The organism is Streptomyces sulphureus DSM 40104 (assembly GCF_000381025.1).
Classification (GTDB): Bacteria; Actinomycetota; Actinomycetes; order Streptomycetales; family Streptomycetaceae; genus Streptomyces; species Streptomyces sulphureus.
In genome coordinates this window covers 341332-360266 of the sequence record NZ_KB905817.1, presented here as the reverse complement: position 1 = coordinate 360266, position 18935 = coordinate 341332, and the positions used below count along the sequence as shown (strand labels likewise).

At 72.4% G+C, this 18935-nt stretch carries 20 protein-coding genes; 9 read left to right on the top strand and 11 right to left on the bottom strand.

Annotated elements, in window-relative coordinates; all coding sequences use genetic code 11:
* Positions 1 to 28: 28 nt before the first annotated feature.
* The 5 genes from F603_RS0116750 to F603_RS0116730 all read right to left on the bottom strand — a co-directional run bounded on the left by F603_RS0116750 (position 29) and on the right by F603_RS0116730 (position 3634).
* Positions 29 to 1012, bottom strand: a complete 984-nt coding sequence (locus F603_RS0116750; RefSeq protein ID WP_019547138.1) for a sporulation-delaying protein SdpB family protein — start codon at positions 1010 to 1012, stop codon at positions 29 to 31.
* The gene (locus F603_RS0116745; RefSeq protein ID WP_245600803.1) at positions 1009 to 1683 is read right to left on the bottom strand and encodes an SdpA family antimicrobial peptide system protein; all 675 of its coding nucleotides are present in this window, start codon (positions 1681 to 1683) and stop codon (positions 1009 to 1011) included. Before F603_RS0116745 ends, F603_RS0116750 begins: the two co-directional genes overlap by 4 nt.
* Positions 1680 to 2333, bottom strand: a complete 654-nt coding sequence (locus F603_RS0116740) for a sporulation delaying protein family toxin (RefSeq protein ID WP_019547136.1) — start codon at positions 2331 to 2333, stop codon at positions 1680 to 1682. The genes F603_RS0116745 and F603_RS0116740 overlap by 4 nt, the downstream gene beginning before the upstream one ends.
* A 474-nt stretch (positions 2334 to 2807) precedes the next feature.
* Entirely contained in the window at positions 2808 to 3284 is a 477-nt protein-coding gene (locus F603_RS0116735) for a hypothetical protein (protein WP_245600802.1), read from the bottom strand.
* 2 nt (positions 3285 to 3286) lie between these two features.
* Positions 3287 to 3634, bottom strand: coding sequence for a GntR family transcriptional regulator (locus F603_RS0116730; RefSeq protein WP_019547134.1), 348 nt, complete (start codon positions 3632 to 3634; stop codon positions 3287 to 3289).
* Between the two features lie 131 nt (positions 3635 to 3765).
* On the opposite strand from F603_RS0116730, the gene F603_RS0116725 reads away from it, so the two are divergent.
* Positions 3766 to 4236: a hypothetical protein gene (locus F603_RS0116725; protein ID WP_019547133.1), complete on the top strand. Its 471-nt coding sequence runs from the start codon at positions 3766 to 3768 to the stop codon at positions 4234 to 4236.
* Between the two features lie 15 nt (positions 4237 to 4251).
* Here F603_RS0116725 and rarD read toward each other — a convergent pair whose 3' ends face one another.
* The 6 genes from rarD to F603_RS0116695 form a co-directional block, all read right to left on the bottom strand.
* On the bottom strand, positions 4252 to 5250 hold the full coding sequence (gene rarD, locus F603_RS0116720; protein ID WP_019547132.1) for an EamA family transporter RarD: 999 nt from the start codon (positions 5248 to 5250) through the stop codon (positions 4252 to 4254).
* A 144-nt stretch (positions 5251 to 5394) separates the two neighbouring features.
* Entirely contained in the window at positions 5395 to 5982 is a 588-nt protein-coding gene (locus F603_RS32285) for a DUF6879 family protein (protein WP_019547131.1), read from the bottom strand.
* Between the two features lie 172 nt (positions 5983 to 6154).
* Positions 6155 to 7264, bottom strand: coding sequence for a 2-oxoacid:ferredoxin oxidoreductase subunit beta (locus tag F603_RS0116710; protein ID WP_019547130.1), 1110 nt, complete (start codon positions 7262 to 7264; stop codon positions 6155 to 6157).
* Positions 7257 to 9224, bottom strand: coding sequence for a 2-oxoacid:acceptor oxidoreductase subunit alpha (locus F603_RS0116705; RefSeq protein WP_037956213.1), 1968 nt, complete (start codon positions 9222 to 9224; stop codon positions 7257 to 7259). The genes F603_RS0116710 and F603_RS0116705 overlap by 8 nt, the downstream gene beginning before the upstream one ends.
* A gap of 250 nt (positions 9225 to 9474) precedes the next feature.
* A complete protein-coding gene (locus tag F603_RS0116700) occupies positions 9475 to 10134 on the bottom strand; it encodes a response regulator transcription factor (protein ID WP_019547128.1) in 660 nt (219 codons plus the stop codon).
* Between the two features lie 132 nt (positions 10135 to 10266).
* The gene (locus F603_RS0116695; RefSeq protein ID WP_019547127.1) at positions 10267 to 11499 is read right to left on the bottom strand and encodes a sensor histidine kinase; all 1233 of its coding nucleotides are present in this window, start codon (positions 11497 to 11499) and stop codon (positions 10267 to 10269) included.
* A 269-nt stretch (positions 11500 to 11768) separates the two neighbouring features.
* Between F603_RS0116695 and F603_RS0116690 the strand changes: the two genes are divergently transcribed.
* The 8 genes from F603_RS0116690 to F603_RS0116655 are packed head-to-tail and all read left to right on the top strand — an operon-like array spanning position 11769 to position 18931.
* Complete coding sequence (locus F603_RS0116690) at positions 11769 to 12140, top strand: NADH-quinone oxidoreductase subunit A (protein ID WP_019547126.1); 372 nt, start codon at positions 11769 to 11771, stop codon at positions 12138 to 12140.
* The gene (locus F603_RS0116685; protein ID WP_019547125.1) at positions 12131 to 12766 is read left to right on the top strand and encodes an NADH-quinone oxidoreductase subunit B; all 636 of its coding nucleotides are present in this window, start codon (positions 12131 to 12133) and stop codon (positions 12764 to 12766) included. The genes F603_RS0116690 and F603_RS0116685 overlap by 10 nt, the downstream gene beginning before the upstream one ends.
* On the top strand, positions 12763 to 14373 hold the full coding sequence (locus tag F603_RS0116680; protein ID WP_019547124.1) for an NADH-quinone oxidoreductase subunit C: 1611 nt from the start codon (positions 12763 to 12765) through the stop codon (positions 14371 to 14373). The genes F603_RS0116685 and F603_RS0116680 overlap by 4 nt, the downstream gene beginning before the upstream one ends.
* The gene (locus F603_RS0116675; RefSeq protein ID WP_019547123.1) at positions 14373 to 15332 is read left to right on the top strand and encodes a complex I subunit 1/NuoH family protein; all 960 of its coding nucleotides are present in this window, start codon (positions 14373 to 14375) and stop codon (positions 15330 to 15332) included. The genes F603_RS0116680 and F603_RS0116675 overlap by 1 nt, the downstream gene beginning before the upstream one ends.
* Positions 15332 to 15919 (top strand): NuoI/complex I 23 kDa subunit family protein, encoded by a 588-nt coding sequence (locus F603_RS0116670; protein WP_019547122.1) that lies wholly within the window; start codon positions 15332 to 15334, stop codon positions 15917 to 15919. The genes F603_RS0116675 and F603_RS0116670 overlap by 1 nt, the downstream gene beginning before the upstream one ends.
* Positions 15916 to 16521 (top strand): NADH-quinone oxidoreductase subunit J family protein, encoded by a 606-nt coding sequence (locus F603_RS0116665; RefSeq protein WP_019547121.1) that lies wholly within the window; start codon positions 15916 to 15918, stop codon positions 16519 to 16521. The genes F603_RS0116670 and F603_RS0116665 overlap by 4 nt, the downstream gene beginning before the upstream one ends.
* Entirely contained in the window at positions 16521 to 16922 is a 402-nt protein-coding gene (gene nuoK, locus F603_RS0116660; RefSeq protein ID WP_019547120.1) for an NADH-quinone oxidoreductase subunit NuoK, read from the top strand. The genes F603_RS0116665 and nuoK overlap by 1 nt, the downstream gene beginning before the upstream one ends.
* Positions 16919 to 18931 (top strand): NADH-quinone oxidoreductase subunit 5 family protein, encoded by a 2013-nt coding sequence (locus F603_RS0116655; RefSeq protein WP_019547119.1) that lies wholly within the window; start codon positions 16919 to 16921, stop codon positions 18929 to 18931. The genes nuoK and F603_RS0116655 overlap by 4 nt, the downstream gene beginning before the upstream one ends.
* Positions 18932 to 18935: the final 4 nt, after the last annotated feature.

The window sequence follows — 18935 nt, the reverse complement described above, 5'->3', positions numbered from 1 at the left end:
TCCCCGGCCGCGCCGCGTCCGATCGCCGTCAGCCGCTCTCGCTTCCGGCGGGCTGGAGTGCGGCCTCCCGCGACGGACCCTCGTCCGCGGCCTGTCGGCTCTCGGGGGCCGCCGGGTCTTCGGTGCGCTGCTCCTCGTCGGCGGGTTCCCGTACGACGTGGCGGCCGATGGGGTTGCACAGCACCAGCAGGGCGCCCCACATCACGAAGGCGAAGCTCCAGAGGCCCATCATCAGCGCGATGCACAGGTGGAGCAGGAAGCCGGCGGCGAGAAGCCAGGGGCGGGCACGCAGCGGCAGGAAGAGGCAGAGGAAGAGGCCGAACTCGATGAAGAGCGGTACCCAGGTGAGGAGCGCGACGGTGAGCGGTGCCGAGGTGAGCAGGTGGACGAGGGGCGCGAACCAGGAGGGGGCGCCGAAGGCGAGGTCGTTGCCCCAGTAGTAGAGGGCGGTCCCGTCGGCCCACTCCTCGTGGCTGAGCTTGGCGACGCTCGCCTGGAAGTAGACGCCCGCGACCTGGAGTTGGACGGCGAAGGTGAAGACGGCGCCGACCGCGACCGACCAGGCACGCCCCCGCGACGGCTCGCCGGTCTGCACCGTCGGCTGCCAGTGCCAGCGGCGCGGGTCGGTCAGGCCCACCGGGATCAGCAGCAGCGCGAGGACGGAGGCGGCCTGGTCACCGCCGTCGGGGATGGAGATGCTGTTGTAGAGGCTCGCCGCGACGTACCAGTGCGGGACGCAGGTGAACCTCGGGCGCCAGCCGCTGGCGGTGAGGAGGCACACGGCCACGCAGACCCAACGCGCCGCCTCCAGCCCGCCGTCGGGCGCTACGCAGAAGGCGCTCGCGGCGCGCACGCCGTCGCAGTAGGGAGCCTGGCCGCGGTTGACGAGCAGGCCGAAGAGCGAGTCGGTCTTGCTGAAGACGAGGGTGGCGGCCGTGCCCAGCGCGATGAGGGTGCGCGCCAGGCCGAGGCAGTTGCCCCAGGGGATCGGAAGGTCGAACGTCTTCTTCATCGTTGCGCCCCCTTGCAGGAGACGGAGAGGTGGAGGGAGCGCTCCGCCTTGTGCGTCTTCTCGACGAGGCCGCGCCAGGCCCAGGGGTACGGTTTCGAGGAGACGGCGTGCACGTCGCCGCAGAAGCTCGGCGACGGTGTGCGGTTGACGACCTTCCGGCCTTTCCGCTTGTCCTCGGCCGCGCAGGTGCGCGCGTCGTCCGAGGCGCATCTGTGCCAGTCCTTCTCCGGGACCCGTTCCAGGAGCTTCGCGTACTCCGGTCCCTGTGCCCTCGAATACCGGTCGAGCCCGAAGCTGTTGACGGCCGAGGCGTGCGGGGTCGCGGAGAGCTTGACGGTCTCGCCCGCGGCCTTGACCCGGTACATCTCGACGGCCGGGTCCCGCGGGGACTTGGTGAAGAAGGCCCAGCCCTGCGGGAGGACGTGCGTCGCCGCCTCCTGCGAGGCACGGCTTTCGCCCGGCAGCTCGAGCGCGTTCGACGGGAGGTGCGCGTGGATGCCGTACAGCGCGGTGAGGAAGACGAAGGCGCCTGCCGTCCACACGGCAGCGCGGGGGACCGCGGTGCGCGCGGGTGCGGACGCGCGCCATACAGGGGGAGTCGGGGACATCGGCACTTCCGGGTCGGGGCGGCGGGGAGGGGCCGCCGCCGCGCGGCGGCCCCCTTGGGTCATGCCTTCAGGAGCTTGCTGAACTCCGCGACGGCCTGCTCCTTGCTGAGCGAGCTGTCCGACGCGCTGGAGATGACCCAGTTGGTGCCGTAGACCCAGTTGGCGCCGACGACCGCGGCCTCCATGACGGCGACCACGGCGGCGGTGAGCCCGCCCGCCACGTGGACGAGGGCGGCACCGACGGCGACGTAGAGGCAGGTGCCGCTCGCGTCGTCCTTCTCCTCCGCGATGACGCCGACGTCCACGAGGTCGTCCGTGGTCTTCTGGAGCGCCGTCTGCACGCGCTCGACGTCGCCCGAGCGCATCTCCGTCGAGAACTCCGCCATTGCGCCGGGGCGGTTCTTCTCGACGGCGTCCATCACGGCGTCGCCCGCCTTGAGGACGTCGGACGAGTTGTTCTTCTCGTAGCCCTCGCCCATCGTGGCGAAGAGCTCTTCCGACTCGCCGAGTTTTTCGGCGACTTCGCCCTGTCCGAAGAGAATCCCCCGGAACAGCGAGCGTCCGTCATCGGCGGCCCCCACCTTCCCCGAGACCGGGACGGTCGCGGAGACCTCGGCTGTCGGGGCCTGGCTCGCTGCGTAGGCGGTGGTCGCCCCGCCGAGCGCGAGCGCCGCAGCCACGACGGACGCGAGCGCCTTCGACTTTGCTCTCACTTGAAACCTGCCTCTCCGGCAATTGATTCCTGTAGGAAACATTTCCCCCTGTAAATGCGGCACTTGAGTGCGTGCCGTATTCGCCGAAGGAGCACCGAACGCTAGCAGGTTTCAGATGGAGGAAAACGTAGAAAGTGGAATGCTACCTTCTGTTATTCGATCAAGTACGCACAAGCCAGGGGAAGCGCAACTACCGCCCCAATTCGGATATGTGGAGTCCCGGCGTGACGGGTTGGTGAAAGAGCGCGCGAAGTTGTGCGGCCTTTCATGCTCTTTTTCACGGCGTTCCCGGCAAGGGGAACAACACGTTCACCTGCGGTCGTTCGGGGCACGGGTGAGGGGCCGGTGCGCCGTTGTGGTGCATGTCACCGGACGGGTTGCGGCACCGGTGAGGGCGGTGACGTTGAGTCATCCTCCCTGGAGAGCCGGAGTGGACGCGGCCGTACGCACCCGGGGTGCGCACGGCCGCTCGCGTCAGCGGCCGCCGTCCAGAACGGCGGCGCCCCGCGCCGCGTCGTCGCAACTCACCGCCACTTCGCGGCCGTCGGCCGTGGTGACGACGAGGCATTCGCCGCCCCGCACGAGGTAGGCGGTGAGCGACCCCTTCCGGCGGACGCCCCAACCGCCCAAGGACATCGCGGAGATGGCCTCGGCGCGGGCCGACGTGATCTGCTCGGCCCCGATCGTTCGGCTCGGCCGGCCCCAAGGACCCAGCCCGATCCGCAGCCCGTGGACGCCCGCGACGACCCGGACCCGGGAGACGAGGAGCACCGCAACCGGCAGGAGAAGGAGCGCGAGCGACGCCGGCCCGAGGCTTCGCCACTGGAGGCCGATCAGTACGGCGGTGAAGGCGAGGCTGCCGAAGGCGAGCAGCCAGTTGGACGCGCCGCCCACCCACGCCGTACGTACGGAGCCGCTCCTGCCGCCCGTGCCGTCCCCCTGAACCGTCACGGTCACTCCCCTCTCTCGATCATGCGGGCGAGCTCCTTGCGGCTGTACCCGATCCGCTTCCCCAGCGCGACGGCCTGGCGCAGCAGTTCGTGCAGCTCGACGTCGGCCGCGCTGGCGCGCCCGACGGTCACGCCCCGGCCGCGGCGGAACTCGAGGACGCCCTCCTCGCGCAGGAGGTGGAACGCCTTGAGCACCGTGTGCCGGTTGACGTCGAGGGCCTCGGCGAGCTCGGCGGCCGGCGGCAGCCGGTCCCCCGGATGCACCGAGCCCTCGCGTACGGCGGCGCGGATGCCCGCCGCCACCTGTTCGTAGAGCGGCAACGGTTCCGCGGGGTCGACCTCAAGGAGCATGGTGACAATGAGACTACATCAACTAGACTCATTCGCAGTAGAGTTGACGACCCGCACGGGGCCCGCAGCAGGGACCGGCGCCCAGGAGAGGATGGTCCGACGTGTCCGGAGGCCGCGAAGGTGCGCGACCCGTGTTCGCCGAACGGCGGCGGCTGCCCCGGGGGGCAGACGCGGTCGTGCTCGTCTGCACCGCCGCGTGCGTGCTGAGCATCCCGTTCCTCCTCGGCTTCACCGAGGCGGAGGACGTCGCCTCCTGGATAGGGCTCCCGATCTTCCTCGGGGTCGTCCCGCTGCTCCTCGCGGCCATGCACAGCAGGGTCTCCGTCGCCGACGGCCGGCTCACCCTTGCGCTCGTCCCGGTGTGGCGCAAGCGCCTGCCGCTCGACGACCTCGTCGAGGTACGCCAACGCACCATCCGGGCCCGCGACATGGGCGGCCTCGGCCTCCGCCGCACCCTCGACGGGGCGACGGCGCTAGTCCTCCGGGGGACCTCGGCCGTCGAGGTCGTGACGCGCCAGGGCAAGCGGTACATCGTCGGCACGGGGCGGCCGGAGGAGCTCGCCGAGGCGCTCGGCGCCCGGGCCGGGCGGTCGGCGCGCTGAGGCCGCGCCCGGCGGTCAGCCCGCCGTCGGCTCCGTCTCGGAGGAGCCCGCGTGCTCGTGCCGGTCGGCGGGAGCGGCGACGGCGCCCTTCGCGCGCGCCTGCTCGGCCGCGCGGCGCAGCTCGCGTCGGCCGCGGCGGGCCGTGCGCAGGGCGTCCCAGGTGAGCAGGGCGAGCGCGAGCCAGACGAGCGCGAAGCCGGCGAGCCGCTCGGGCGGCATCTCCTCGTGGAAGGCGAAGAGCCCCAGCGCGAACATGAAGACCGGCGCGAGGTACTGGAGCAGACCGAGGGTGGAGAGCGGCAGCCGGACGGCGGCGCCGCCGAAGAAGATCAGCGGCAGCGCCGTCGCGAGTCCCGAGAAGGCGAGGAGCACCATGTGGCCCGCGCCCTCGGACACGAACGTCGACTCGCCGCGCACCGAGAGCCACACGACGAACCCCGCAGCCGGCAGGAACTGCATCGCCGACTCGGCGCTGAACCCCTCGACCCCGCCGAGGCCCACCCGCTTCTTCAGCAGCCCGTAGGTGGCGAAGCTGAGCGCCAACGCCAATGAGAGCCAGGGGAGTTTGCCGTACGCGACCGTCATCACGACGACGGCGAGCGCGCCCACGCCGACCGCGGTCCACTGGAGCGCGCGCAGGCGCTCGTTGAGGAGCAGGACGCCGAAGGCGATGGAGACGAGCGGGTTGATGAAGTAGCCCAGCGAGCCTTCGATCACCATGCCGTGGGTGACCGCGTAGATGTAGAGGAACCAGTTGACGCTGATCACGGCGGCCGCCGCGGCGACCAGGGCGAGCCTGCGCGGCTGCCGCAGCAGCGGGCGCACCCACGTCCACTTGCCGAGGACCGCGAGGATCACGGCCGCCGTCGGGAGCGCCCACACCATCCGCTGGGCGAGGAGCTCGCCCGGGCCCGTGGCGTCGAGGAAGTGCCAGTAGAGGGGGAGGAGTCCCCACAGCCCGTACGCGCCGAAGCCGAAGAGCAGCCCCGTCCGCTTCTCGTCGGCTGCTGCCATGGCCTCTCCCGTGATCGTGGTGGACGGGCCCCTGGCGCTCGTTGCCGACCGGGCTCCCGCATCAAGGTAACGACGGCGACCGGCCCTGTCATTTCCGTTTCGCCGAACGAACCTGACCCGCCGGGGCCTCGGAGGCGCGGGCGCTCAGGCCGGATGCCCCGTCGAGTCCGGGCGGTCGGCGCGGCGGGCCGCGCGCGCGTGCTGCGGCCCGCGTCGGAGAGCGGGCGCCGCACCGACCGGCCTCGCCACCTCCCACGCCGCCTCGCGCACCCGCCGCGCGACCGCCGCCGCGTCCGGTGCCCGGGTGAGCTCCATGCCGAGCGGACGGTCGCCCTCGAAGCGGACGAAGCCGACGGTGTGCTCGTCGAAGAGCCAGAAGTCCCGTAGCGGAACGTGGAGTCGGAGCGCCTCGGAGCGGGTGAGGCAGCGCAGGTCCTCGCCCGCCTCGGCGTCCTGGCGCGCCCGCGCGAGCAGCCACCGCTGGTAGGCCGTCGGCGGCTCGTCGACGACGCGGGCCCGTGCGACGCATCTGCCTTTGCGCCGCAGCGAGCGGAGCGTACGCCGCCACTGCCCGTCCTCGTCCCCGGCCGGGCCGCCGAGGAGGAAGAGCGCCAACTCATGGCGCTCCTCCGGGAGTTCGTACTCCGGGCGCGTCTCCCACCGCCAGGCCGTCCGCGCGAACCCGTGGTCGAAGAACTCGGCCAGCGCCGCGCCTGCGAGTATCTCGGACACCTCGATGCTCCTCACCACTCGACGAGCGAACGGGCCCCGTACGCCTCACGATGCCCGGCCCTGACCGCTTCGAACATGGTGCGCGGAGACACGATGCACGAACACCGGGCCGACGGCACGAGCGGGCCCCGCGGCGGACGCCGCGGGGCCCGCTATCGGGTGCGCCCGGGGGTCAACCCACCACCGTCCAGGTGTCGTTGCCGTGCAGGAGGGCTGCGAGGTCGCCCTTGCCGCTGCGGTCGACGGCCGCGTCGAGCTGCTCGGACATCGCGTCGTCGTAGACCGGGCGGTCGACGTCGCGGAGGACGCCGATCGGGGTGCGGTGCAGGGTCTGCGGGTCCGCGAGGCGTGAGAGCGCGAAGGCGTTCACCGGTGAGGCGGAGTGCGCGTCGTGGACGAGGACGGCGTCCGTGCCGTGCTCGGCGACGTCGACGACGCGCAGGTCGCCCGTGGCCGGGTCGCGCACGACGCCCTGGGCCCCGAGCCCGTCCTCGGCCGGCGGGCCGAAGCGGATCGGCTCGCCGTGTGTGAGGCGGATGACGGCCTGCTCGGCCTGCTCGGCGTCCTTGAGGATCTCGAAGGCGCCGTCGTTGAAGATGTTGCAGTTCTGGTAGATCTCGACGAGCGCCGAGCCGGGGTGGTCGGCCGCCGCCTGGAGCACGCTCGTGAGGTGCTTGCGGTCGGAGTCGACGGTGCGCGCCACGAACGACGCCTCGGCGCCGAGTGCGAGCGACACCGGGTTGAACGGCGCCTCCAGCGAACCCATCGGCGTCGACTTGGTGATCTTGCCCGTCTCGGAAGTGGGCGAGTACTGGCCCTTGGTGAGGCCGTAGATCCGGTTGTTGAAGAGCAGGATCTTGAGGTTGACGTTCCGGCGCAGCGCGTGGATCAGGTGGTTGCCGCCGATCGACAGCGCGTCGCCGTCCCCCGTGACGACCCACACCGACAGGTCCCGGCGCGACGCCGCGAGCCCCGTCGCGATCGCCGGTGCCCGGCCGTGGATCGAGTGCATCCCGAAGGTGTTCATGTAGTACGGGAAGCGCGAGGAGCAGCCGATGCCGGAGACGAAGACGATGTTCTCCCGCGCCAACCCGAGCTGGGGCATGAACCCCTGCACGGCGGCGAGCACCGCGTAGTCGCCGCAGCCGGGGCACCAGCGGACCTCCTGGTCCGACTTGAACTCCTTCATCGACTGCTTCGCCTCGGCCTTGGGGACGAGCGAGAGCGCCTGCGGACGGCCGTGCCCGGTCTCCGCGGTCGCGGGTGCCTGGGTGTCAGCCATGGACGAGGGCCTCCTTGAAAGCGTTCGCGAGCTGCTCGGCCTTGAAGGGCAGGCCGCGCACCTGGTTGTGGGACTGCGCGTCGACGAGGTACTCGGCCCGCAGCAGCCGCGCGAGCTGCCCGAGGTTCATCTCGGGGACGACGACCTTGTCGTAGCGGCGCAGCACCTCACCGAGGTTCGCCGGGAAGGGGTTGACGTACCGCAGGTGCGCCTGCGCGACGGACTCCCCTGCGCGGCGCAGGCGGCGTACGGCCGCGGTGATCGGGCCGTACGTCGAGCCCCAGCCGAGGACGAGGAGCTTCGCGTCGCCGCTCGGGTCGTCGACCTCGACGTCCGGTACGTCGACGCCGTCGACCTTCGCCTGGCGGGTGCGGACCATGAAGTCGTGGTTGTTCGGGTCGTACGAGATGTTCCCCGTGCCGTCCTGCTTCTCGATGCCGCCGATGCGGTGTTCGAGCCCCGGTGTGCCGGGCACGGCCCAGGGGCGCGCGAGGGTGTGCGGGTCCCGCTTGTACGGCTGGAAGGAGGCGGTGCCGTCCTCCGCCGTGTGGTTGGGTCCCTGCGCGAACTGCACCTTCAGGTCGGGGAGTTCGGTCACCTGCGGGATCTGCCAGGGCTCGGAGCCGTTGGCGAGGTAGCCGTCGGAGAGGAGGAAGACCGGGGTGCGGTAGGTGAGCGCGATCCGGGCCGCCTCCAGCGCGGCGTCGAAGCAGTCCGCGGGGGTGGAGGGGGCGACGATCGGCACCGGGGCCTCGCCGTTGCGCCCGTACATCGCCTGGAGGAGGTCGGCCTGCTCGGTCTTGGTCGGCAGGCCCGTCGACGGGCCGCCGCGCTGGATGTCGACGATGAGCAGCGGGAGTTCGAGGGAGACGGCGAGGCCGATCGTCTCGGACTTCAGCGCGACGCCGGGGCCCGAGGTCGTCGTCACCGCGAGCGAGCCGCCGAAGGCGGCGCCGAGCGCGGCGCCGATGCCGGCGATCTCGTCCTCGGCCTGGAAGGTGCGCACGCCGAAGTTCTTGTGCTTCGAGAGCTCGTGGAGGACGTCGGAGGCCGGCGTGATCGGGTAAGAGCCGAGGAAGAGCGGCAGGTCCGACTGCTGCGAGGCGGCGATGAGGCCGTACGCCAGCGCGAGGTTGCCCGAGATGTTCCGGTAGGTGCCGGGTGCGAACGCGGTGGAGGCCGGGGCCACCTCGTAGGAGACGGCGAAGTCCTCCGTCGTCTCGCCGAAGTTCCAACCGGCGCGGAACGCGGTGATGTTGGCCTCGGCGACGTCCGGCTTCTTCGCGAACTTGGTGCGGAGGAACTCCTCGGTCGCCTCCGTCGGCCGGTGGTACATCCAGGAGAGCAGGCCGAGCGCGAACATGTTCTTCGAGCGGCCCGCCTCCTTGCGGCCGAGGTCGAACCCCTTGAGCGCCTCCACCGTGAGCGTGGTGAGGGGGACCTCGTGGACGCGGTAGCCGTCGAGGGAGCCGTCCTGCAACGGGCTCTCGGCGTAGCCGACCTTCTGCATCGCCCGCTTGGTGAACTCGTCCGTGTTGACGATGATCTCGGCACCGCGCGGCACCTCGGCGAGGTTCGCCTTGAGTGCGGCAGGGTTCATCGCCACCAGGACGTCGGGCTGGTCGCCGGGGGTGAGGATGTCGTGGTCGGCGAAGTGCAGTTGGAAGCTGGAGACGCCCGGCAGGGTGCCCGCGGGGGCGCGGATCTCGGCGGGGAAGTTGGGGAGCGTGGAGAGGTCGTTGCCGAAGGAGGCGGTCTCGGAGGTGAAGCGGTCGCCCGTGAGCTGCATGCCGTCACCCGAGTCCCCCGCGAACCGGATGATGACGCGCTCCAGCTTCCTGACCTCCTTGTTGGGACCGCCCGTGGCTGCGTCTCCGCCACCGAGCGCCTCGACGGCGGCCCCGTCCGGTGCCCCGGCGGTGGGCTGCTTTCCGGTCGGGCTACTGACGTGACTGGTCACGGTGGTTCGGACCTCCTCAAGGCGGCGGCTCACAGCCATCGTACGTCGCTAAGGGTTGCCTTCCTCAGGGGGTGATCGCAGCTTGGACGCCTTTTTGGAACACGCGTACCCCCCGTCACGCCCAACCCCCGTGCTGTTCCGTGCTTTCTACAGCCTTGCTCAAGTGGCGTCGTACAGCGCCGCTCAAGCGGCGCTTATTCCGAGCCCGTGTGCCGCACGGGGCTTGTCCGCGATGCGTGCGGCGGGCGGCTCAGGATTCGAGATAGCGGAGGACGGCGAGAACGCGGCGGTGATCCGCGTCACTCTGGGAGAGGCCGAGCTTCAGGAAGATGTTGCTCACGTGCTTCTCCACGGCGCCGTGGCTCACCACGAGCTGCTGTGCGATGGCGGAGTTGGTGCGGCCCTCCGCCATGAGCCCGAGCACCTCGCGTTCGCGCGGCGTCAGCCCGGCGAGCGCGTTCTGCTGGCGACTGCGGCCGAGGAGCTGGGCCACGACCTCCGGGTCGAGCGCGGTGCCGCCCTCGGCGACCCGCCCCACCGCCTCGACGAACTCCCGCACCTCCGCGACGCGGTCCTTGAGGAGGTAGCCGACGCCGCGGCTGGAGCCGGCGAGCAGCTCGGTGGCGTACTGCTCCTCGACGTACTGGGAGAGGACGAGCACTCCCAGCTCCGGGTGGTCGCTGCGGAGCCGTACCGCGGCGCGCACCCCCTCGTCCGTGTGCGTCGGGGGCATGCGGACGTCGGCGACGACGACGTCGGGCAGGCGGGCCTCGGCGGCGAGTTCGCCGACGGTCTTCACCAGCGCCTCACCGTCCCCCACACCGGCGACGACCTCCCAGCCGCGGTCTGTCAGCAGCCTGGTCAGCCCCTCCCTGAGCAGCACCGAGTCCTCGGCGATGACCACGCGCATGCCGGCCGTCCTTCCCCGTTGGTCCGCTGTCCTCCTGGAGGACCGCTGCGCCGCCTGAGCGCGGTACAGCGATCCTCCAGCATTCCAGACTTCTCGGGCAGCCGGGTGCGGTCGGGGGTGCGGGGTCAACCGTCAGGTGTGCCAGGGGAGTTCGGCGGTGATGGTCGTCGGCCCTCCGGCGGGGGAGTCGATGAGGAGGAGGCCGTCGACGGAGTCGAGGCGCTCGGCGAGGCCGGCGAGGCCCGTGCCGCCGCTGCCGGGGCCAGCGGTGGCGCCTCCGACTCCGTTGTCCCAGACCTGGAGCATGAGCCGGTCCTCGGTGCGCCAGAGGTCGATTTCGGCGTGGTGGGCGTGGCTGTGTTTGGTGATGTTTTGGAGGAGTTCGGAGGCGGTGAAGTAGGCGATGCCTTCGATGGCGGGTGCGGGGCGGTCGGTGAGGTCGGTGGTGAGGGTGGTGGGGGTGGTGCAGCGGGTGGTGAGGGTGGTGAGGGCGGGGCCGAGTCCGCGGTCGGTGAGGATGGCGGGGTGGATGCCGCGGGCGAGGTCGCGGAGTTCTTGGAGGGCGATTTTTACTTCGCCGTGTGCTTCGTCGACCATGTGGGCTGCGGCGTGGGGGTCTTCGAGGAGTTTTTCTTTGGCGAGGCCGAGTTCCATGGCGAGGGAGACGAGGCGTGCTTGTGCGCCGTCGTGGAGGTCGCGTTCGATGCGTCGTAGGTCGGCTGCGGCGGTGTCGACGACCGCACCACGATCCGACTCCAGCTCGGCGACCCGCCGCTCCAGTTCGTCCGAGGGCGCGAGCAATGTGCGCGCCAGCGCGCGGTCGACGTTGCCTAGCCCCCGCGCGATCCACGGCAGCAGCGGCCAGAGGACGAGGAGCGAGACGAGCATGGAGGCGAACGTGAACCAGACCCAGGGGAACCGGATCAGCGCGTAGAGCGCGTGCCGCCACCCCACGGGGTCCTTCAGGTGCGCCCACAGCCACGGCAGGGCGCCCGGCGCCTCCGCGCGCACCGGGCTCGGCTCGTCGATCCGTACGCCGAGGAGCCGCCGGACCCTCCCCCGCTCCAGGGCGCCGAACCGCCGCAGGCAGAGCAGGCAGACGGCGATGAGCGGCAGCCCGACGAGCGTCACCGAGAGCCCGGCCCCGATGCTGAGCGTGACGAGGGTGAAGAGGAAGGCGACCGTGTCCGGGAGGGGGTTGCTGAGCAGGTGGGCGACCTCGCGCCAGGTGGCACCGGTCAGCGGCGGCCGGGGCTGCGGAAGCTCGATGCGCGCAACCGCCTGGTCGTGGCCCTCCCCGGCGGAGGGTGCTTCGGGGTGCGGCCGGGGACCCGCGGCGGACCTGAGGGGAGGGCTTGGGCTCATGGCGTCAAGAGTGCCGGGCGCGGGGCGGAGGCGCCATGGGGTGCGGTGCCTGTTCGGTGGTGGGGAGAACCCCACCGCGGCGCACGGCCGGTGGGTGGCCGCGTATAGAACCGCGTCCCCGCAACCTCTAGACTCCGCACGGACAGATCGCCGCCGCGGTCCGGGACCGGACGCGTAGGTTCCGGCCGGGAGGGTGCGCAGGAGGGGGCCGACCGCAGGCAGCGCGTCGACGCAGACCGGACCGAGAGAGCGAGTGAGGGCGGGCAGACGTGCCGGACTACTTCAGCGGCTACTCGGTCGTCGGCCTGGTCGCGGTGGTCGGGGTCGCCTTCGTCGCCGTGGCCTTCGCCGCCGGGCACCTGCTGCGGCCCGTCGTGCCGACGCGGGAGAAGATGCTCACCTACGAGTGCGGCGTCGACCCAGTCGGTGAGGACTGGGCGCACACCCAGGTCCGGTACTACGTCTACGCCTTCCTCTACGTGGTCTTCGCGGTCGACTCGGTCTTCCTCTTTCCCTGGGCGACGGTCTTCGCCGACCCCGGGTTCGGCGGCGTGACGCTGGTGGAGATGTTCGTCTTCCTCGGCTTCCTCGCCGTCGGCCTGCTGTACGCATGGAAGAAGGGCGTCCTGGAATGGACGTGAGCCAGCAGGGGCAACCGGACGCCGGCGCCGAGGGGCAGCCGGGCGCCGTCGACCTGCCCGCACCCGTACTCCCCTCGGCCTCCCGGCTGGGCGCGCTCTCGCGACTGGCGCCCGAGCCGATGAAGGTCGTACTCAACTGGGGCCGCCGCTACAGCCTCTGGGTCTTCAACTTCGGACTCGCCTGCTGCGCCATCGAGTTCATCGCCGCGTCGATGTCGCGGCACGACTTCATCCGCCTCGGCGTGATCCCGTTCGCGCCGGGCCCCCGCCAGGCCGACCTCATGGTCGTCTCGGGGACGGTCACCGACAAGATGGCGCCCGCCGTGAAGCGGCTCTACGAGCAGATGCCGGAGCCGAAGTACGTCATCTCCTTCGGCGCCTGCTCCAACTGCGGCGGCCCGTACTGGGACTCGTACGCGGTGACGAAGGGCGTCGACCAGATCGTCCCCGTCGACGTCTACGTACCGGGCTGCCCGCCGCGTCCCGAGGCGCTCCTTCAGGGCATCCTCAAGCTCCAGGAGAAGATCGCCGCCGAGTCCGCGGCCGAGCGGTACGCCGGCCGCCCGAGCGCGCGGCAGCTCGGCAGCCCGCTCGTACAGCCGCCGAAGCCGGGAGGCGAGCGATGAGCGCCGAGGAACCCGCGGGCTGGCTGCCGTGGAGCGTCGGAGCCCTCTTCGGCCCCGGTGCCGAGGCGACCGAGGCGTACGGGCTCCTCACGGTCGACGTCCCCGCCGACACCTGGCTCGATGTGCTCACCTGCGCCCGCGACCGACTGGGCTGCACCTTCTTCGACTGGCTGAGCGCGGTCGACGAGCCCCCGCTGGGCTTCCGCGTCTGCGCACACGTCGCCGCCCTCCCGCAGGAGCAGGGCGCGGGGGTCCGCACCCTGCTCCTGCGTACGACGGTGCCGCACGAGGACCCGTCGCTGCCGAGCGCGACGGGTGTGTGGGCGGGCGCCGCCTGGCACGAGCGCGAGACGCACGAGATGTTCGGCATCGACTTCCCCGGCCACCCCGATCTGGCGACGCTGCTGCTCCCCGACGGTTTCGAGGGGCACCCCCTGCGGAAGGACTTCGTGCTCGCCTCGCGCGTCGTCAAGCAGTGGCCGGGCGCAAAGGAGCCGGGCGAGTCGGGGCACGGCGGCCCGAAGCGCCGCCAGATGCTCCCGCCCGGCGTACCCGACCCCAACGAGTGGGGCCCGCAGAAGGGGCAGTTGCCCCCGCTGCCCGGCCGCCCGACCCGCGGCGGACGCAGCGGCGAGCGGCCCGCACGCCCCCGGCGCAACCGCAGCGCGGACGCCGGCTCCGCGAGCCAGCGCCCCGAGGAGAGCACGGGCACCGAGGAGACGCCCGACGCCGCACCTGCGCGCCAGGCGCGCGGCGGGCCCCGGCGCAACCGCAGCGCAGACGCCGGCTCCGCGAGCCAGCGCGCGGCCGACGGCGCCCAACCGACCGCACCCGAAAAGGCGAACGCCCCCCGGGCGTCCACCGGTTCGCGCCCCGCCCCGACCGATTCCGGCACCCCCGGGGCCCGGAACGACGCGACCGCCCCCCGCAGCCCTGACGCACCGTGGCACACTGCCGACGAAAAGCAGGACCAGGGCGCACCGGAGCCCGCTGCCCCCTCGACGACGGCCGACGCGGCAACCGGCGCCGAGCCCGACGGGGGAGCGGTCGCCGAGCCGGACGGGGAAGGGCGCGCCGCTTCCGGTGCCGAACCGCGGTCGGGCGAACCCGAACCCGAGTCCGAGCCGTTGCCCGGCGCCGAGCCGCCGTCGGGCGAGTCCGCTGCGGAACCCGGTGTCGAGCGGTCGCCGGGCGCCCCGGCGTCCGCTGCGGAGCCTGGTGCCAAGATGCCGTCGAGTGCCCCCGAGCCCGCCGCGGAGCCCGGTGCCGAGTCGGGTGCGAGTGAGGCGGAGTCCGCTTCGGAGCCCGGGGTCGAAGGGCCGCAGGGTGGCCCCGAGGTGCCGGCGGCGCCCGACGCCGAGCGGCCGTCGGGCGAGTCCGATCCGGAACCCGGTGCCGTTCGGCCGTCGAGTCCCCCGGCGTCCCCCGCGGAGCCCGGTGCCGACCGGCCGGCAGGCCCCCCGGCCCCCGCGGAGCCCGACGCCGACCCGCCGTCGAGCGACCCGGAGTCCGCCCCGGAACCCGGCGCCGAAGAGCCTCGGAACGACGCGCAGTCCGAACCGCCCCCTGGCGACACCCCCCACCGCGCAGAGGGGGACGACCGCTGATGGACGTGCTCGACACCGTGTGGCGGCTGCTGGCGCTGCTCGTGGCGTTTCTCGTGTTGCCGCTGCTCGTGGGGCAGTTGGAGCACAAGGTGATGGCGCACATGCAGGGGCGCCTCGGGCCGATGTACGCGGGCGGGTTCCACGGGTGGGCGCAACTCGTGGCGGACGGGGTCAAGTTCGCGCAGAAGGAGGACGTGGTGCCGGCCCGCGCGGATCGGCGGGTCTTCCAGCTCGCGCCCGCGGTCGCGCTGCTGCCGTATCTGCTGGTGCTCGTCGCGGTGCCGGTGGCGCCGCACGGCGGGGTGGTGCAGGCGCTCGACGCGGGGCTGTTCTTCGTGCTCGCCGTGCTCGGCGTCGGGGTGCTCGGCTCGCTCATGGGCGGCTGGGCGTCGGCGAACAAGTACTCGCTCCTCGGCGGGATGCGCACCGCCGCCCAACTCATGGCGTACGAGCTGCCGATGCTGCTCGCGGCCGCCTCGGTGGCGATGGCGGCGGGGACGCTCTCCCTGCCCGGCATCCTGGCGGAGTGGGAGTGGTGGTGGCTGCCGTGGCAGATCGTCGGCGGGTTCGTCTTCTTCGTCGCCGGGCTGGCCGAGCTCCACCGGCCGCCGTTCGACGCGCCCGTCGCCGACTCCGAGATCATCTTCGGGGCCTACACCGAGTACACGGGGCTGCGGTTCGCGCTCTTCCTGCTCGCCGAGTACGCGGGGATCGTCGTCGTCTCGGCGCTCACCGCCGTGCTCTTCCTCGGCGGCTGGCACGGTCCGTTCGCCGACGGGCTCGGCTGGGTGTGGACGCTGCTGAAGACGGCGGTGCTCTCGTTCGTCGTCATCTGGCTGCGGGTCAGCTACCCGCGGCTGCGTGCCGACCAGATCCAGCGGTTCGCGTGGACGGTGCTGGTACCGCTCGCCCTCGCCCAGATCGCGCTCACCGGCGTCGTCAAGGTGGTGCTCTCCTGATGTCCCTTCCCGGCTCCGGCCTCGCCAAGGGCCTCGCCGTCACCCTGCGCACCATGACGAGGCGCACGGTGACCGCGCAGTACCCGGACGTGCAGCCCGAACTCCCGCCCCGCTCCCGCGGGGTGATCGCCCTCTTCGAGGAGAACTGCACGGTCTGCATGCTCTGCGCCCGCGAGTGCCCCGACTGGTGCATCTACATCGACTCGCACAAGGAGACGACGCCGCCCGCGACCCCGGGCGGCAGGGAGCGCAGCCACAACGTCCTCGACCGCTTCGCGATCGACTTCGCGCTCTGCATGTACTGCGGCATCTGCATCGAGGTCTGCCCGTTCGACGCCCTCTTCTGGTCGCCGGAGTTCGAGTACGCGGAGACCGACATCAGGGACCTCACCCACGAGCGCGACAAGCTCCGCGAGTGGATGTGGACGGTCCCCGAGCCGCCCGCCCTCGACCCCGCGGCCGAGGAGCCGAAGGAGCTGGCGACGGCGCAGAAGGCAGCCGAAAAGGCGGCGCAGAAGGCAGCGGAGGGCGCCCAGGACGCCGGACCGCAGGCGCCGGACGACCGCGCGGAGGGCGACGGCGCATGACCCACGTTCCCTCCGTTCCGCTCGCCGCCGGCCACCCCGGCTTCCTCTCGCCGACCGGCGTGGAGATCGCGTTCGTCCTCGTCGGAGTCGTGGCGCTCGGCGCCGCGGTCGCGACGGTCACCACGCGGCAACTCGTCCACGCCGCACTGTGGTTGGTGGTCGCGCTCGGCGGGGTGGCGGTCGAATACCTGCTGCTCACCGCGGAGTTCATCGCCTGGGTGCAGGTGCTGATCTACGTCGGGTCCGTCGTCGTGCTGCTCCTCTTCGGGTTGATGCTCACGCGGGCGCCGATAGGCCGCTCCCCGGAAGCCGACTCCGGCAACCGCCCGGCCGCGCTCACCGTCGCGGGGGGCGCCGCCGTGCTGCTCGTCGTCCTCGTGGTGGACGCGTTCCGGTCGACGTGGATCAGGCTCGACGTGCCGGCGGCCGGCTCGACGCGGCTCACGGGCGAAGCCCTCTTCCGCAACTGGGTGCTGCCGTTCGAGGCGCTCTCGGTGCTGCTCCTCGCCGCCCTCGTCGGTGCGATCGTCCTCTCCCGGCGGCAGGGCGCCTCCGCAGCGCCGCCTGAAGCAGCGGGCACGAGCGAGGACGGAGGCCGCTGATGCACCTCGCCTACCCGGCCGTCCTCTCGGCGCTGCTCTTCTGCACCGGCCTCTACGGGGTGCTGGCGCGGCGGAACCTGATCCTGGTGCTGATGTCGGTCGAGCTGATGCTCAACGCCGTCAACCTCAACCTCGTCGCCTTCGACGTCTGGCTCCGCGACGCCCTCCACGCAGGGCAGTCGCTCGCGCTCTTCACCATCGCCATCGCCGCGGCCGAGATCGGCATCGGCCTCGCGATCGTGCTGCTCGTCTACCGCAACCGGGGCACCAGCGCCGTCGACCGGCTCCGCCTGCTGCGCGACGACTCGCGCGACGAGCCGGCCCAACCCCCCGCCGGCGCGGCCGCGGCGAGACCGGGCGGCAGCGAAGGACCCGACACCAGCGGAGAGGCCACCGAGTGAGCACCCAGACCCTCGCCGTCCTCGTCCCGCTCCTGCCGTTCCTCTCCGCGGCCGCCGGACTGCTGCTCGGCGGACGTGCGCCGGGGTTCGTGCGCCCGCTCGCGGTGCTGCCGACGGCGGTCGCCGCGGCGCTCGCGGCGCTCGTCGCCGCGCGCCAGGGCGGCGGCACGCCCGTCCGCGGCGCGACCGAGCTCACCCCTACGGGCAACGCCGACCTGCCGGTCCAACTCGCGCTCCACATCGACGGGTTCGCCGCGCTCGTCGCCGTGCTCGTCGGCGTCGTCGCCACCGCGGTGCAGCTCTACTCGACGAGCTACCTGCGCGACGACCCCCGCTACCCCTCCTACGCGGCGCTCGTCTCGCTCTTCAGCGCGGCGATGTACCTCGTCGTCTACAGCGACGACCTCGTCGTCCTCCTCGTCGGCTGGGAGGTGATGGGCGTCTGCTCGTACTTCCTCATCGGCCACCACTGGGAGACCCGCGCGGCGCGCTCCGCCTCGCTGAAGGCGTTCCTCACCACCAAACTCGGCGACGTGCCGTTCCTCATCGGCATCCTCGCGCTCGCCTCCGACGCCGGCACCTTCCGGATCAGCACCATCACCACGCGCCTCACCTCCTCGCTCTCCGGCTGGGAGCTGGTCCATCCGACGCTCGTCGCGCTGCTGCTGCTCGCCGGGGTGGCGGGCAAGTCGGCGCTGTTCCCGCTCCACACGTGGCTGCCGACCGCGATGGCCGGCCCGACACCGGTCTCCGCGCTCATCCACGCGGCCACCATGGTCGCGGCCGGCATCTACGTCGTCGCGCGGCTGCTGCCGGTCTTCGCCTCCTCCGCGGCCGCGCTCCTCGTCCTCGCCGTCCTCGCCGGACTCACGATGGCGGGTGCGGCGCTCTGCGCCCTCGCGCAGGACGACCTCAAACGGGTCCTCGCCTACTCGACGCTGAGCCAACTCGCCTACATGGCAGGCGCGCTCGCCGTAGCCGACCGCGGCGCCGCCGTCTTCCACCTGCTCTCGCACGGCGCCTTCAAGGCGCTGCTCTTCCTCGCCGCAGGCGTCCTCATCCACGCCGCGGGCACCAACTCGCTCACCGCGATGGGACGCCGCCGGCTCACCTCCCGCGTCCCCGACGCCTACTGGACGACGACGCTCGGCCTGCTGGCCCTCGCCGCGATCCCGCCGTTCTCCGGGTTCTTCTCCAAGGAGGCCGTCCTCGCCGCCGCCGAGCACGCGGCCCTCGCGCACCGGAGCGGCGTCCCCGCGGTCGCCGGCTGGATCGTCCTCGTCGCGGGGCTCCTCACGGCGCTCCTCACCGCGGCGTACGCGACCCGCATGTGGCTCCTCGCCTTCCGGGGGACCGGCGCGCAGGCCCCGGCGCCCGCCGAACCCGCGGGCGCCACCGGCGTCGGCGCGATCGAAGAGGACCCACCGGGCGACGAGCCCAACTCGCTGCCGGACACCCCGCCTTCGCAGCCGCGGGCAAGGCGCCAGCCCGCCGCCATGACGGTCGTGCTCTGGGCCCTCGCCGTCCCGACGCTCGCCTTCGGCCTGCTCTTCGACGCCCTCCCCGCGTGGTTCGACAGCGCGACGCTCGCGCCGACGCTCACCACCTCGGTCCTCGCCACAGGCGTCGCCCTCGTCGGCGCCGTCGTCACCTACGGCGCCTGGCGGCACACGACCGCGCTCGCGCCGGGTACCGCGAGCGCCGACCCCGGACGGCTGCTCCTCGGCCCCCTGCACACCACCGCCGAGGCGGGGTTCCGCCTCGACGCCGCCTACCGCGCCGTCGCCGTCCGGCCCGTCCTCGCCGCCTCCCGGCTGGCGCGGATGCTCGACCGGGACGTCGTCGACGCGTACGTGCGCGGCGCCGGACGCGGCTCGCGGATGCTGGGCGCCCTCGTACGCCGCGCGCAGACCGGCAACCTCCAGACGTACCTCGCCGTGCTCGTCGCCGGCTCGGTCGTCCTCGCGGTCGCCGCCGTCGTCGCCGCCACCGGAACCGCAGGAGCGTGACCCC

Excerpts from the sequence above, each read along its gene's own strand:
- F603_RS0116750 (WP_019547138.1), bottom strand. The coding sequence starts at position 1,012 with ATGAAGAAGACGTTCGACCTTCCGATCCCCTGGGGCAACTGCCTCGGC.
- F603_RS0116745 (WP_245600803.1), bottom strand. The coding sequence starts at position 1,683 with ATGACCCAAGGGGGCCGCCGCGCGGCGGCGGCCCCTCCCCGCCGCCCC.
- F603_RS0116730 (WP_019547134.1), bottom strand. The coding sequence starts at position 3,634 with ATGCTCCTTGAGGTCGACCCCGCGGAACCGTTGCCGCTCTACGAACAG.
- rarD (WP_019547132.1), bottom strand. The coding sequence starts at position 5,250 with ATGGCAGCAGCCGACGAGAAGCGGACGGGGCTGCTCTTCGGCTTCGGC.
- F603_RS0116710 (WP_019547130.1), bottom strand. The coding sequence starts at position 7,264 with ATGGCTGACACCCAGGCACCCGCGACCGCGGAGACCGGGCACGGCCGT.
- F603_RS0116700 (WP_019547128.1), bottom strand. The coding sequence starts at position 10,134 with ATGCGCGTGGTCATCGCCGAGGACTCGGTGCTGCTCAGGGAGGGGCTG.
- F603_RS0116695 (WP_019547127.1), bottom strand. The coding sequence starts at position 11,499 with ATGAGCCCAAGCCCTCCCCTCAGGTCCGCCGCGGGTCCCCGGCCGCAC.
- F603_RS0116685 (WP_019547125.1), top strand. The coding sequence starts at position 12,131 with ATGGACGTGAGCCAGCAGGGGCAACCGGACGCCGGCGCCGAGGGGCAG.
- F603_RS0116680 (WP_019547124.1), top strand. The coding sequence starts at position 12,763 with ATGAGCGCCGAGGAACCCGCGGGCTGGCTGCCGTGGAGCGTCGGAGCC.
- F603_RS0116675 (WP_019547123.1), top strand. The coding sequence starts at position 14,373 with ATGGACGTGCTCGACACCGTGTGGCGGCTGCTGGCGCTGCTCGTGGCG.
- F603_RS0116670 (WP_019547122.1), top strand. The coding sequence starts at position 15,332 with ATGTCCCTTCCCGGCTCCGGCCTCGCCAAGGGCCTCGCCGTCACCCTG.
- F603_RS0116665 (WP_019547121.1), top strand. The coding sequence starts at position 15,916 with ATGACCCACGTTCCCTCCGTTCCGCTCGCCGCCGGCCACCCCGGCTTC.
- nuoK (WP_019547120.1), top strand. The coding sequence starts at position 16,521 with ATGCACCTCGCCTACCCGGCCGTCCTCTCGGCGCTGCTCTTCTGCACC.